The organism is Arsukibacterium indicum, assembly GCF_019100565.1.
Classification (GTDB): domain Bacteria; phylum Pseudomonadota; class Gammaproteobacteria; order Enterobacterales; family Alteromonadaceae; genus Alishewanella; species Alishewanella indicum.
This window is the reverse complement of sequence record NZ_JAHRID010000005.1, coordinates 132,911-146,627: the sequence shown is the minus strand read 5'-3', so window position 1 is coordinate 146,627 and position 13,717 is coordinate 132,911. Positions and strand designations below refer to the sequence as shown.

Sequence of the window (13,717 nt, the reverse complement as noted above, 5' to 3'; positions counted from 1 at the left end):
TTTTATTATTATTGTTAGATTATTTTGCAGTGAACACTTACAGAGACCGATAAAACATCAGTAAAATAATCACCGGGCAGACAAACCTGACGTACCAGGGCCAGATCCGCCAGAACCAGCTATGCTCAGCGCCGGCATCGCCTTTTTTCAGCTCAGCCAGAATATTATCCCGATGCCACACCCAGCCGGCAAAAATACACAACATTAAGCCTAATAAAGGCTGGCTGTATTGGGTGGTAAGCGCAATCACAAAACCAAACAGAGTTGTAAAATTAAGCAGAATAATCACACTTAATGAAAAAATGACAGCAGCGGTCAACCATACCGCTTTATGACGGTCAACTTTACGATTTTCGACTACATAAGACACCGGCACTTCCAGCATCGAAATAGACGATGTCAGGGCGGCTATCGACATCAACAGGAAGAAAGCACAGCCAACAACCAGCCCAATAGCACCCATTGACGTAAACAGCGAAGGAAGTACAGTAAAAATAAGAGTATCTTCTGCGAGCAACTGACCTTCAGCACCAAAAATTTCTACGCCATTATGCAGGGCAACATACATAGCGGGAATAATCAGTAAACCGGCCAATACTGCTACGCCAATATCAACCAGCGCCACCGACGCACCCAGTTTTGGCAGATTTTCTTTATGGCTGACGTAAGAACCGTAAATTAACATTGTTCCGACCCCCAGTGACATTGAGAAAAATGCCTGGCCCATTGCACTTATCAGCAAATCAGGGTTCAGCACTTCGCTGAAATCGGGTAGCAGGTATACTTTCAGTCCTTCCAGGGCGCCTTCCTGAGTCATTACATATCCAAACAGCAATAACATTAAGGCAAATAATGTCGGCATTAACCGAACTGACCATCGCTCTATACCATTAACCACACCACCACCAACGATGCCTACCGTCAGCAGCATAAACAGGGCACAAAATATAATATTTCGGGTTATAGAAGAGGAAATAAGCCAGCTTGCGACTTGTTCGAGGCCGGCCAGGCTGGCCAATGCTTCCAGGGTATACGACAGCATCCAGCCACCAACAATACCGTAAAACGCCAGAATAAGTGAAACAGTAATAATACCCCATATTCCGACAGCACGTCCTGTGTTACTGCCGGAGACTTTGCCAAGGGCATCAACCACATTCGATTCAGTTGCCCGACCAATTAACAACTCAGCCATCAGCACAGGATATGCCAACACAAAGGCCAGCACTAAATACATTAGTACAAAAGCTGCACCACCATTACTGGCAACCTGAGATGGAAAACCCCAGACATTACCCAACCCGACGGCTGAACCTGAAGCGGCCAGAATAAAACCCAGCCTTGATGAAAAAACACCCCGTGTCGACATAGTTAACCTTTATAATTATTATTTATTTGGCTGAGCCTAACAAAAAGCGGTAATAAATACCGCTTTTTTGTTAGTTATTATTAACGTAAGACTATTTTTTAGCCAAACGACTGACCATCAGTAAATCAGCAGTAATGCTGGCTGCTTCTTCAAGAAACGGGTCCAGTTCATTTATCAGTTCCGGTGCATCATCAACTGATTCCACTTTTTCAAGCTCAAATCGCACTAGACGTTCATTAAGCCTGGCCAGTTGTTCTGCCTTATCCTTATCACGCTCACTGATCCTTACCGCTTCTTTTAGCGACACGGTTTTCTCTTCCTGCCGCTGCTGGTAGTCACTGATATCAGAAAGCAAATAAGCAAACTCCTTTTCCTTACCAATACGGCGCTGATGTTTTTCCAGCAGCACCGGTACCAATTCCTGAATATCATTAACACTGGCGTAATTAGCTGGCGGAATGGAATCCCACGGTAACGCATGTTGCTCTTTACTTTCACCCCACTCTGCCGGGTCAATTGCTGTCGGGAAATGAATATCCGGTATCACACCCTGATGTTGGGTACTACCACCGTTAATCCGGTAGAACTTGGCAATTGTGTATTGCACGCTACCCAATGGTTCTTCAAACATGTCATAAATCCGGCCTAAACCACGGTGTTGCTGCACCGTGCCTTTACCAAATGTTTGCTCACCAACTATAATTGCCCGGCCATAGTCTTGCATTGCTGCGGCAAAAATTTCTGATGCAGAAGCACTGTAGCGATCAACTAATACCGTTAACGGGCCTTCATAATAACTAACCCCATCGGTATCCGGTGATTCTGTAACTTTACCATCACCTTGTCTTATCTGCACCACCGGGCCACGGTCAATAAACAGACCGGTAAGTAAAGTGGCTTCCTGCAACGAACCTCCGCCGTTACCACGAAGGTCAATAACGATGCCGTCAACTTTCTGCTCTTTTAACTCAACCAGAAGCTTCTTTACATCTTCAGCCAGGTTGTTATAAAAGCCAGGTATACTGATTACACCAATATTGTGTTCGAACTCGTATAATTTCGGGTCAAGCACTTCTGCTTTAGCTGCGCGATCTTCCAGCCGGATTTTATCCCGCACTATTGTTACCACGTCAGCTTTGTTGGCAGAGATATCGCTGCCTCCCAGCACCTGCAACCGCACCGTGCTGCCTTTTGGTCCCTTGATTAAATCGACAACATCGTCGAGTCGCCAGCCAATCACATCAACGAAATCTTTGGAATCCTGGGCAACGCCGATAATTTTATCTTTGGGTTTCAATTTCTGGGTCTGGTCGGCCGGGCCACCGGGTACCAGGCTTTGAATTACCGTATAGTCCTCTTCCGCACGCAGCACAGCACCGATCCCCTCCAGCGATAAATTCATTTCCTGCTGAAAACGGTCGGCATTACGTGGAGATAAATAGGAGGTGTGAGCCTCAATTGCCCGGCCAAATGAATTCATCACCAACTGGAACACATCCTCACTGTTGGTCTGGCTCAGACGCTTCTGGCTATTGCGGTAGCGTTTAGTCAGGATCTCTCTGACCTCGTCATCATTTTTACCGGTCAATTTTAAATTTAGTGCATCAAACTTTACCCGCTGGCGCCACAATTCATTCATTTCAGCCTGATCTGCCGGCCATTCTGCATCTTCCCGGTCATACTGGTAGCTGTCATCGCTGGTGAAATCAAATTCCTGCGCCAACAGATTGATGGCAAAGTCAAAACGCTCCGCGCGACGTTGCAGCGTTTGATTAAACATATCAAAAGCAAAATCCAGGTTACCTTTATTCAGTCCATCGTCGAATTGGTCCCGATACCGTGAAAACGCGTCAACATCAGATTTTAGCAATACATTACGATAATAATCGAGGTTTTTCAGATACATATCAAAAATACGTTCTGACAACTCGTCATTAAGTTGCACTGGTACGTAGTGGCTGCGGGTAAACAGCGCCGTTATCCTTTTACTGGCTGTTGCATGATGAGAAGCCTGGGCCACAACAGGCAATACCACATTCTCTTCTGATTTTTCGGGCTCGGCGTGAACCGCCAGAGCCATCATCAAACTTGCCGCTAAAATGGATAATTTTTTCATAAGCTACTCTGCATGTCTCAGGCCTGATACAAACTGTCCCGATGGGTTTTCACCACCATTCCAGACGCCAGCTGTACGGTCACATCGTCTTTGTGCACTTCAAGTATGGTCGCCGTCATTGGTGATTGGCCTAATTTAACCAGTACACCGGCACCTACTTTAAGTTGCTCGTTCGCTACAGCATTTAAGGCAGGTGCTGTCGCCACAGGGCTGACAGGTTTCGTCACTGCTTTACTGCTTAGCTTAGTGCTGTTAGAGCTGTTATTTGCCGTTTTGTTCGGCTTTTTTTTGTAAGCAGGTTTGTCAGTAACAGGTTTAGCTTTCGCTTTTTGCTCTGCGATCCGTGCTTTACGAACCTCAGCAGCTTTCTGTTTACTCTCGGTAAGAGTGCTCAGCGCATGATCTGCCTGCTGCTGATCAATTTGCTCACCTGCTTCACCCGATAAATCTACGCGGGCCACCCCCGGCTGGATTGCTTCCAGATATCGCCAGCTTGACGTGTACACCCGTAATGCCTGGCGTAACTGGGTTTTACTAACCAGACTATCATGCTCCAGTTTGGCCGCAAGGTCCTGAAAAATACCTATTTTCAGTGGCTTGGCTTCACCTTTCACACTAAAACATAACGGAAATTGCTCTGCCAGATAGGCCAATACTTCTTTTACGTTCGCCAGTTTTCTGGTTTCAGGATGACTGGCCGTTGTTTCAGGCTCTGGTGTTGTAGTATCGGCAGTAGTTAAAGTGTCAGTGGAGGTTGTCATTAAAATTTACTCTTCTTCGTCGTCTGCACTGTTATCTGCCTGTTCTGCTTCTGCAGCGTCAGCTTCTTCAATGCCCAGTTCAATTTGTTGCCGCATATAGACCAAAGCCCAACCGGTCAATTCATGTTCATCAACGTCAAGCAGCACGGTATCACTGCCTAACTGCTGCCAAATTTGCGGCATAATCCGCTCAATTTGTTCAGTGCTTAAATCATCCGGCAGAGCATCCCAGACCGCATGAATAATACTATTAATTTTGTCGGTTACCAGTTCCTCTTCGCCATCCCAGTCACCAACTTCAGACTCATTTAACAGATAGTCTTGTACTGTCAGTGCGTCTTTCATAATGGCCCGGTCAACCGTTGTTCCAGCAACTCAACTAACGCCACCAAATGCTCTTTATCGGCATTATCGAAGCGCGACAATAACGGGCTGTCGATATCCAGTACGGCAATAATTTTATTGTTATAGCGCACCGGCAGCACAATTTCCGAATTACTGGCGGCATCACAGGCAATGTGACCAGCAAACTGATGCACATCTTCAACCAGCTGCACCTCACCGGTGGCAACGGCTGTTCCGCATACGCCTTTGCCTACCGGGATCCGGACACAGGCAACCTGCCCCTGAAACGGGCCAAGCACTAACTCCCCGTCCCGCATTATGTAAAAGCCAGCCCAGTTTAAATCAGGCAGACTGTTATATAGCAGTGCACTTAGATTGGCCATATTGGCTATTACATCGGATTCATCGGCGATCAGCGCCTGCGCTTGCTGTAGCAGCAAGTTGTACTGAATGTGTTTTTCGCTAGACATCGGTTTGCGGTTTCAACTTACCAGGTATCAAAGGCACTACATTACTTGGTTTGCCAGCTAATTTAAACCTTTTTAGTGTGAAAGACTGCCTCGACCAGCCGGAATTATGCGGATAGTTAACTAAACTGGTTATAAAATATCCAGGCAGCGGTTTTAGCCAGTATATTGCAACGGGTTTGCAGGATAATAACAGGCTGCGGATTGCGGTTGATGCTCAAAAAAGCGGGTGTCTTTATACGGTAACTTCATAAAACCACCAACCCCCTCACCACTTATCAGCGGTACTTTAGCCAGAATGTTTTGCAACAGTGCCGCAAATTCAGGCTCAGCGTCGCTGTCCAGCAAACGGTAATAACTATGCACTTTCATATACAGCGGCGTCACTTCGAAAATAATACAACCGGTATGGCGGATCAGGTTTAACCTGGCGATATCGTCCATAATCACGTCTGGCAATACCAGTTGTTCATCCGGATCTTTGCCATCTTCAAAATAGGAATGCTGCTTGCTGGCCTCTTCCTGACTTAACACCGGCGCCTTCTGATAACGAATTTCTGCTCCAGCCGGCACGATAAAAGGTTGTTCAGTACTTTGCCGGCTGATATGAATGGTATTGCGGGCATCAAATAAACAGGCTTTAAACACCCCTAGCTTGCCAATAGCGCGTGCCAGGCTAACCACATTATTAACCGCATGACTAAATGCCACCTTTAGGCTGGCATTGTATAAATTTAAACTGGAATCGATGTACACCCCGCTCGCCTGCCAGTGGATGGCAAGGCCACCCACTACCGGATAGCGCGCTAACCGGCCTACTGCAGCAATAAAGGCTTTCTCAGTCTCCCCCATACCTTCCAGATAGTTCTTGTAGTACCGCTCTAACTGCACATCATCGACATAATGCAAGTCGGCCTCTTCCTGATGTTCCCGTAAAAACGATTTGCGTGACGAGTAAACCACAGTATCAAGTTCCTGTACCTGGCCGCTACACCAAACAGGAAGCATTGCAGTATCCGGTAGTAAACTAATTGGTGGCAATACCAGTTGGCTGAGAGTTGGCATTCTGCTTATAAAATAGTCACCAGCCTGCCTGCGCAAAGCCTCATCGTCTGCTAGCATACTGTCGAGCATGGTGGCAAACTCCACTGGCAGACCAAGGCTTCGTGCCGGTATGGCCTGACGGCCAAAGCGGCAGGACTGAGCCGACGCCAGTGCGTACAGCGTACTGGCAACCCCCTGTTCATCAAATCGGGGGCTGGATAAAGCACCGGCCCGCTGCTCCGGCCCGATAAAATAAACATCACCCATTCTGGCGTTTGAGTGCTGTAAATCAGCCGACATCAGTTGCATAACATTGTTCGCCAGATACTGGCCCTGACTGTCCAGCTGGGCATGCACTGACGAGCCCCAGTCAATCAGACTTATATTGCCGGTGTGCTCATCAAACACCAGGTTAGATGGCTTGATATCGCCATGAACTATCGGTGCGCTGTTCCCGCCTAACTGTTGCTGACGTAAAAACAGCAACAGCTGTGCCAGCTGCACCGCAATGTCGATGATTAGCCTTACCGGTAACCGCCCTACTTTCAGACTGTATTGTTCGAGGTCCAGCCCTGTGGCCCGGCCCATCATTAATATGCCCTGTTTTTTTATCACCTGGTAGGTAACGTACTGCGGTATGGCCGGATGCTTTACCAATGACAACATATAAGCTTCGTCAGCAAGGCGTTCCTGAATATGCTGGGCTAAATTAATTCTGGAAAATTTAAACACATAAGACACACCGTCCTGGCCAAAGCCGGCAAAAGCGAAGCCGTAGGCACCTTTACCAATAAGTTCTATCTGGCGATAGCCAAGCTTTTCCAGCTCCTCAATACAAAGCGCCACCCAGTCTTTGAGCTTTTTTGCATCATTGGCATTAAGTAAATATACCGATTGCTCTTCCGGAATATAAAAATTACGCAACGAGGTCTTGTCAGGTTTATCCGGCATAGCTGTCCGTCAGGTAGTTGCTCTGGGAAAAATTACCCGATAAAAAGTTGTCTGCTAACGTGCAGAAAAAACTAAACATCAGGCGATAACACAGCGCTGATTAGCCCAGTGCCTGAGACTGGCAACCCGTTCAGCCATCACCACAGACAGTGGTTGGGTTTCAGCCAGTTCAGCCAGTAAATGCTGTAAACTGAAACCACCGCCGTCAGTGTGCATCCGGTAACTGGCGCTCACCACCGCCTGCTCCAGTTCAGCGCCGGAAAAGCCCTGGGCTAAGGTAACACACTGGTTTAATTCAGCATCGCTCAGGCTTAAGTCACGCCGTTGCAGATGCAGGGTTAATAGCGCTTTGATTTGCGGCTCATCAGGCAAATCAACAAAGAATATCTCGTCAAAGCGGCCCTTCCGTAACAGTTCCGGCGCCAGCTCCTCAATATTATTGGCGGTTGCCACTAAAAAAACCGGTTTATTCCGTTCAGCCATCCAGGTCAGTAAGCTACCCAGGATTCGGCGGGTTACGCCGTTGTCGTTATCGCCACCGGCCAGGCCTTTTTCTATTTCGTCAATCCACAGCACACAGGGTGCCATAGCATCTGCCTGGGCCAATGCCTGGTTCAGGTTTTTCTCGGTTTCACCAATATATTTATTGTATAAGGCCGCCATATCCAACCTTAGTAGCGGTATGCCCCAGCCACCGGCTATAGCTTTTGCGCTCAGGCTTTTACCGGTACCCTGCACGCCTGTCAGCAAAATGCCTTTTGGTGTATCCTGGCCGTTTTGTTTAAAAGCCTTTTGCCGCTGGCTTAACCAGCGTTTGAGATTTGGCATACCAACTACATCATCCAGACTTTTGGTATCAAAAACCTGACTTAAAGTACCTGCTGTCTGCAGCAAATTAAATTTGGCCCGGTTAATTCTCGGAATATCAGCGCCGGTAATAGCACCATCATCTGCTATAGCTTTATAAGCTAAACGTTTCGCTTCATCAAACGTCAGGCCATGTAAATTTGTCACCAATGCGCTGACATCAGCTGGCGCCATCTCTACCAATTGCCCGTGCTCACGGCTGTATTTCTCGGCGGCCTCACTGATCATTTGCCGAATTTGCTGATCGCCCGGCAGTGATAACTGAAAACGATAACTTAACCGGGCCAATTCTGGAGGTGTATCTACTGCATAACTTAGCAAAATAAGAGTATGTCCCAGGCTATCGTGCGCCTGGGCAATCTCCTTGATAAAGCGGATATGCCGCGGCTCAGATAAAAACGGGTGGAAGTCACACAACACGTAAATACCAGGAATGCGGGTACCTTTTATCTGAGCCAGCAACTGGGCTGGCTCGGCATTAAAGGCTTGTGGACTGCTTTCGCGATCGGTACGTTGCAACCCATCGGTAATGGTCCATTGAAATACCGGCCGCATTAAATTCACCGCCAGCCGTTTTATCAGCGCCAGCGCCCGCAACTCTTCATAGGTTTCAATGATAATTAGTGGGCTTTTGGCCTGCACCAGCACTCTTAAATCTTCAAATTCGTACATCTTACTTCCCTGCGACGGCTATAATGCCAACCATAAAAAAACCCACTGCTAACGTGGGTTTTATCAGAAACGTATTCGCTTGCCAACTGCTTAAATCATGTTAACCAGCATTGACGAAGGTTGCTCCAGATACTGCTTCCACAGATTAGTAAAGCGGGCAATGGTGCCGCCATCAATAATCCGGTGATCGCCCGACCAACTTATTTGCATAAGTTGTCTGGCTTGTACTTCACCTTTGGCATTAAAGCGTGGCAGGCTCTGTACTTTACCAAGCGCTACTATCGCAACTTCCGGCTTATTAATGATTGGAGTGGCAACAGTACCGCCAATTGCACCAATGTTAGAAATGGTAATAGTGCCACCTTTTAAGTCTGCAGGGCTCACCCGGCCCTCGCGGGCCGAATCGGTTAAGCGACCAAGCTCGCGGGCAATATCGACAATTGACTTAGCCTGGCAACCTTTCACATTTGGTACCAGTAAACCAACTTTTGAGTCTACCGCTACCCCGATATTATGCTCACTGAAATAGCGCAGCTCAGTGCAATCGCTGTTAGGCTGGCTGTTCATAACCGGGAAGTCTTTAATCGCCAGCGACAATGCCTTCATAAAAAACGGCATCATTGTCAGCTTCACACCTTGCTTGGCGTAACTGTCTTTCAGGCTTAAGCGCAGGGCGATTAGCTCGGTTAAGTCGATTTCCTCGCAATAAGTAAAATGCGGAATAGTCGCCACAGAATCGGCCATCTGCCGCGCCATTGCCGCCTTGATACCTTTAATAGGCTCAACTCTGTCTGCAGCCTGGGCATTGCCCTGAACCGGCGCCGCGGTTCTGGTTTCAGATTTAGTTTCAGTTTTGCCTGCGGCGGCCGGTTTACCGGTACCTTCAGCAAACGCCTTCACATCCTCTTTGTAAACCCGGCCTTTATCACCTGAACCCTGCACCTTCGCCAGGTCAATGTTAAGCTCACGGGCCAGCCGGCGTACCGCCGGGCTGGCTAATGCCTTACCACTACTGACTACCGTATTATTATCGGGCTTTGCCAGCGTGGCTTTGCTTTGCTCAGCACTTTCAGCTGTTGAGGCGGCACCCTGCGGCGCGGCAGCCGTTGCTTCGCCACTTAGCTGCATCGCAAATAACGGCGAGTGTACTTTGGCAATCTCGCCTTTGGCATAATACAGTTTACTAACTACACCAGAGTATTTAGCCGGAATTTGCACCAGCGCTTTGTCAGTCATTACGTCACAAACCGGCTGATCTTCAGTAATAGTATCGCCTTCCGCTACCAGCCACTCGACAATTTCACATTCAACAATACCTTCACCAATATCCGGCAGTATAAAGTCTTCGTTGCGACTGTCGGAAGTATCTGTACTGGCGCTGCTCTGAGCTGGCGCCGTTGCGGCTTGCCCCTTATCCGCTTCTGGTTTTACTTCGTTCGCGGGTGCTGCGCCGTCGCCAATCTCCATTTCAAATAACGGAGCATGCACCTTGGCTATTTCACCTTTGGCGTAATACAGTTTGCTAACCACACCATTGTGCACCGCTGGTATTTGCACCAGCGCTTTGTCGGTCATTACGTCACAAACCGGCTGATCTTCTTTTATGGTGTCGCCTTCGCTAACCAGCCATTCAACAATTTCGCACTCGACAATACCTTCGCCAATATCCGGCAGTATAAAATCCTGTTTCATGCCATCTCCTTAGAAATTAACCGAGCGCATAATGGCTTCGTAGGTTTTAAGATGATCGGCAACATACTCTTTTTCCAGTGCCAGCGGATAAGGCGTATCTAAACCACACACCCGTTCTATCGGGCTTTCCAGATGCAGGAAACACATTTTCTGGATGGTCGCAGCAATTTCACCGGCAAAACCGCCGGTTAACGGTGCTTCGTGGTTAATTACCAGCCGGCCGGTTTTCTGAACAGACGCGGCAACGGTGTCAGCGTCCCATGGCAAAATGCTGCGTAAATCGATAACTTCACACGACACGCCCTGCTCTTTGGCCATTGCCACGGCTTTATCAACAATCTCCATTTGCGCGCCCCAGGCCAGCACGGTTATGTCATTGCCCTGCTGCACAACTTCAGCCTTACCCAACTCAATTTCATAGTAATCTTCCGGCACTTCACCGGTAGACGCACGGTACAGCTTTTTTGGTTCAAAAAATATAACCGGGTCCGGACTGGCAATAGAGGCCAGCAACAGGCCTTTTGCCTGATACGGGTCCCGTGGGATCACCACTTTTAAACCCGGGGTATGCGCAAAATAAGCTTCTGGCGACTGGCTATGATAATGGCCACCGGCAATACCACCGCCATAGGGGCTGCGAAACACGATACCGCCAACATTAAACTCATTGCCTGAACGGTAGCGGAATTTGGCTGTTTCGTTGACGATTTGATCAAAGGCAGGAAAAATGTAATCTGCAAACTGAATTTCGGCTACCGGTTTCATACCCTGGGCCGCCATACCGTTGGCGAAGCCGGCAATACCCTGTTCAGTTAACGGCGTATTAAAACAGCGCGCTTTGCCGTATTTTTCCTGCAGCTTGCTGGTTGCCCGGAATACGCCGCCAAAATGGCCAACGTCTTCACCAAAACACACAACGCTGTCATCTTTAGCCATGGCGATATCAAGCGCATTATTAATCGCTTGCAGCATATTCATTTTTGCCATTAGTCCATTCTCCCCGACGTCACCGGATACGCATCCGGGTATTTTCTGATATGTTGTTTTAATTCATCTAATTGTTGTTGCAATGCCGGGATCGGCTGTTGATACACATCAGAAATTAAATGCTCTATACCCGGCTTTGCCACTTTCTCAGCTACTTTCAGGGCATCCAGTATTTCAGTTCTAAGCTTGTCCGTTTTGGTTTTATCTGCTTCCTCATCCAGCCAGCCTTGCTTAACCAGCCATAAGCGGAAACGGGAGATAGGATCGGTTTTGCGCCACAGTTCTTCTTCTTCTTTTGAGCGATAGCCGCTGGGATCATCTGACGATGAGTGAGCCCCCAACCGATACGCCATTGCTTCAATTAAAACCGGTTCGTTATGCTTAAGGGCATGGTCACGGGCCATTTTTGTGGCCTGGTACACAGCCAGAATATCGGCGCCATCTACCCGGATTGCTTTCATGCCGTAGCCCACAGCCCGGCAAGCAATGCCATCGCCAACAAACTGTTCATTTGCCGGGGTAGAAATGGCATAGCCGTTGTTACGGCAGAAAAACAGCACCGGTGCCTTATGCACCGCCGCCATATTTAAACCGGCATGAAAATCGCCCTCGGATGCAGCGCCCTCGCCGAAGTAGCAAATGGTGGTGTTATTCAAACCACGCAGCTTCTGGGCATAGGCATAGCCACTGGCTTGGGGAATTTGGGTGCCCAGCGGTGATGATATCGTCATGTAGTAAATATCTTTACTACCATAGTGCACCGGCATTTGCCGGCCTTTACCCAGGTCTTTCTCGTTAGAGAACAACTGGTTCATAAACTGTTCCAGAGTAAAACCACGGTAACGCAATGCACCCTGTTCACGGTACTGCGCCATGATCATATCCTGCTCATCCAAAGCCGCGGCACTGCCAACTGTTGTCGCCTCCTCGCCCAGACATTGCATGTAAAAACTAATCCGGCCCTGGCGCTGCGCTGCCAGCATCCGTTCGTCCAGCACCCGGGTAAATACCATGGTGTCGTACATTTTCAGCGCAGTGTCTTTATCAAGGTTTGGTTTATCGGCACCTTCGTGCAGGCTGCCGTCGTCTTGCAGAATACGCAGAGTAGGAATTTTTAACGCATCACCGGCAGTAAAAGCTGCAGTATGCACCGTGGTGATGGTGGCGTTATTAGGGTTTGTCATAGCAATCTCTTGGGTTGTGGACACACTGTCGATTATCGTTATTTGCGGGGAACTTTACCTTTACGTAAACTGCATTGCAACCGTGCCAGGGTACAAAAAAACCTGACCGCCGGTTAAGCTGTCAGGTTATATTTACTGTCTGTCAGCCCTGCAATGGCAGGCAACAACCCTTATCAGGCAAGATTGTCGGCAACCGACGTCGGTACTACCATCAGCATGGCTCGCTGGCCAATAGCGACGTTGGCATTGGGGAAAATTAACGCCTCACCTTCCTGCTCAACCCGATATTCTAAATCACCATCGGTGGCCAACAACGTACCCACCGGGTAACTGGTGAAATTTTCAATATCATCGGCAAAATGCAGCTTAAAATCCTGAGTTTGTTTAATTATCGACCGGTATACCTTATACATATTAAATTTTTTATTATCAAAGGCACCGCTTTTAACCGGTTTACCTGAGACCAATGCCCTCAGACTTTTGTCAGCACTGGCAAAACGGTTCATATCATTCTGGCCAAAGGGCTTCACTTTGCCCAGCTCAATAGTAAACGAATTGGCACCGTGTTCATTCGATGCATAGTAGCTAAAGGTGGTGGCAGGTGTTTGCATTAACAGCACAGTATGCACATCGCACTCTGCCAGAAAAGCAAACTCAGTTTTGCGCCAGGGTTTGTCGTGCAGAAAGGGGCACACTGCAAATTTTTCGAATCTCGAGCCGCGAATAGCGGTATGTAAATCATATAAGCTGCGGTTACGCGTACCAGTTTCGGTTACGCGTTCTGCCTGATAAAACTGGCTGACATAGTGCTCCAGCGCTTTAGCCCGGCGCCTTTCAGCATTAATCAGGCCCGCTCCTTTGCTATGATGACCGGAAAATAGCCGGTTCAGGTTTTCCGTTATTTCGCGTTTGCCGGCATTAATTGCCGGTGGATTACCGAACAGCACCAACAACCTTACCGATGGGGTTAACTGCTCTGTCAGAATGTCATGAACTATCGCCGCACAAATTTCAATAGGTGCAGTTTCATTGCCATGCACACCACACGACAGCACAACATCCTCATTCACTGCCCCGACCGGTTCAAAACAAATCACACCAGTATCCCATACCTGCACCGTGGTGCCGTTATCCAGCTCGCCCTGAAATGGTGCCAGACCATCAGGGTTAGCCAGGGTAAGTTTAAGAAAATCTGCTGCAGGTATTAGATGCGATAGCATAAATGAAAACTCCATGGACTTGGCAAATTAATGCCGCGAATA

Annotated in this window: 11 protein-coding genes; all 11 read right to left on the bottom strand. The window is 48.2% G+C overall.

The features are described 5' to 3' along the window. Positions 1–37: 37 nt before the first annotated feature. The 11 genes from KQY15_RS11990 to astE all read right to left on the bottom strand — a co-directional run bounded on the left by KQY15_RS11990 (position 38) and on the right by astE (position 13,675). The gene (locus tag KQY15_RS11990; RefSeq protein ID WP_217669455.1) at positions 38–1,369 is read right to left on the bottom strand and encodes a sodium-dependent transporter; all 1,332 of its coding nucleotides are present in this window, start codon (positions 1,367–1,369) and stop codon (positions 38–40) included. A 91-nt stretch (positions 1,370–1,460) separates the two neighbouring features. After that, a complete protein-coding gene (gene prc / locus KQY15_RS11985; RefSeq protein ID WP_217669453.1) occupies positions 1,461–3,485 on the bottom strand; it encodes a carboxy terminal-processing peptidase in 2,025 nt (674 codons plus the stop codon). A 17-nt stretch (positions 3,486–3,502) separates the two neighbouring features. Further along, positions 3,503–4,246, bottom strand: a complete 744-nt coding sequence (gene proQ, locus KQY15_RS11980) for an RNA chaperone ProQ (RefSeq protein WP_217669451.1) — start codon at positions 4,244–4,246, stop codon at positions 3,503–3,505. A gap of 6 nt (positions 4,247–4,252) precedes the next feature. Further along, positions 4,253–4,591 carry a hypothetical protein gene (locus KQY15_RS11975; RefSeq protein WP_217669449.1) on the bottom strand — a complete coding sequence of 113 codons (339 nt, stop codon included), beginning with the start codon at positions 4,589–4,591 and terminating at the stop codon, positions 4,253–4,255. Continuing rightward, positions 4,588–5,061: a free L-methionine (R)-S-oxide reductase MsrC gene (gene msrC, locus KQY15_RS11970; protein WP_217669447.1), complete on the bottom strand. Its 474-nt coding sequence runs from the start codon at positions 5,059–5,061 to the stop codon at positions 4,588–4,590. Before msrC ends, KQY15_RS11975 begins: the two co-directional genes overlap by 4 nt. A 153-nt stretch (positions 5,062–5,214) precedes the next feature. Further along, positions 5,215–7,053 carry a protein kinase domain-containing protein gene (locus KQY15_RS11965; RefSeq protein WP_217669445.1) on the bottom strand — a complete coding sequence of 613 codons (1,839 nt, stop codon included), beginning with the start codon at positions 7,051–7,053 and terminating at the stop codon, positions 5,215–5,217. A 78-nt stretch (positions 7,054–7,131) separates the two neighbouring features. Next, positions 7,132–8,592 (bottom strand): AAA family ATPase, encoded by a 1,461-nt coding sequence (locus tag KQY15_RS11960; protein ID WP_217669443.1) that lies wholly within the window; start codon positions 8,590–8,592, stop codon positions 7,132–7,134. A 90-nt stretch (positions 8,593–8,682) separates the two neighbouring features. Continuing rightward, on the bottom strand, positions 8,683–10,284 hold the full coding sequence (locus KQY15_RS11955) for a dihydrolipoyllysine-residue acetyltransferase (protein WP_217669441.1): 1,602 nt from the start codon (positions 10,282–10,284) through the stop codon (positions 8,683–8,685). A gap of 9 nt (positions 10,285–10,293) precedes the next feature. Then, on the bottom strand, positions 10,294–11,271 hold the full coding sequence (locus tag KQY15_RS11950) for an alpha-ketoacid dehydrogenase subunit beta (protein WP_217669439.1): 978 nt from the start codon (positions 11,269–11,271) through the stop codon (positions 10,294–10,296). Next, entirely contained in the window at positions 11,271–12,455 is a 1,185-nt protein-coding gene (locus KQY15_RS11945; protein WP_217669437.1) for a thiamine pyrophosphate-dependent dehydrogenase E1 component subunit alpha, read from the bottom strand. Before KQY15_RS11945 ends, KQY15_RS11950 begins: the two co-directional genes overlap by 1 nt. A gap of 173 nt (positions 12,456–12,628) precedes the next feature. Then, positions 12,629–13,675 carry a succinylglutamate desuccinylase gene (gene astE, locus KQY15_RS11940; protein ID WP_217669435.1) on the bottom strand — a complete coding sequence of 349 codons (1,047 nt, stop codon included), beginning with the start codon at positions 13,673–13,675 and terminating at the stop codon, positions 12,629–12,631. Positions 13,676–13,717 lie beyond the last annotated feature (42 nt).

What these genes read in the sequence shown, in the direction of transcription:
- msrC (WP_217669447.1), bottom strand. Translation starts at nt 5,061, where the DNA reads ATGTCTAGCGAAAAACACATTCAGTACAACTTGCTGCTACAGCAAGCG.
- KQY15_RS11965 (WP_217669445.1), bottom strand. Translation starts at nt 7,053, where the DNA reads ATGCCGGATAAACCTGACAAGACCTCGTTGCGTAATTTTTATATTCCG.
- KQY15_RS11960 (WP_217669443.1), bottom strand. Translation starts at nt 8,592, where the DNA reads ATGTACGAATTTGAAGATTTAAGAGTGCTGGTGCAGGCCAAAAGCCCA.
- KQY15_RS11950 (WP_217669439.1), bottom strand. Translation starts at nt 11,271, where the DNA reads ATGGCAAAAATGAATATGCTGCAAGCGATTAATAATGCGCTTGATATC.
- proQ (WP_217669451.1), bottom strand. Translation starts at nt 4,246, where the DNA reads ATGACAACCTCCACTGACACTTTAACTACTGCCGATACTACAACACCA.
- prc (WP_217669453.1), bottom strand. Translation starts at nt 3,485, where the DNA reads ATGAAAAAATTATCCATTTTAGCGGCAAGTTTGATGATGGCTCTGGCG.
- KQY15_RS11945 (WP_217669437.1), bottom strand. Translation starts at nt 12,455, where the DNA reads ATGACAAACCCTAATAACGCCACCATCACCACGGTGCATACTGCAGCT.
- astE (WP_217669435.1), bottom strand. Translation starts at nt 13,675, where the DNA reads ATGCTATCGCATCTAATACCTGCAGCAGATTTTCTTAAACTTACCCTG.
- KQY15_RS11955 (WP_217669441.1), bottom strand. Translation starts at nt 10,284, where the DNA reads ATGAAACAGGATTTTATACTGCCGGATATTGGCGAAGGTATTGTCGAG.
- KQY15_RS11990 (WP_217669455.1), bottom strand. Translation starts at nt 1,369, where the DNA reads ATGTCGACACGGGGTGTTTTTTCATCAAGGCTGGGTTTTATTCTGGCC.
- KQY15_RS11975 (WP_217669449.1), bottom strand. Translation starts at nt 4,591, where the DNA reads ATGAAAGACGCACTGACAGTACAAGACTATCTGTTAAATGAGTCTGAA.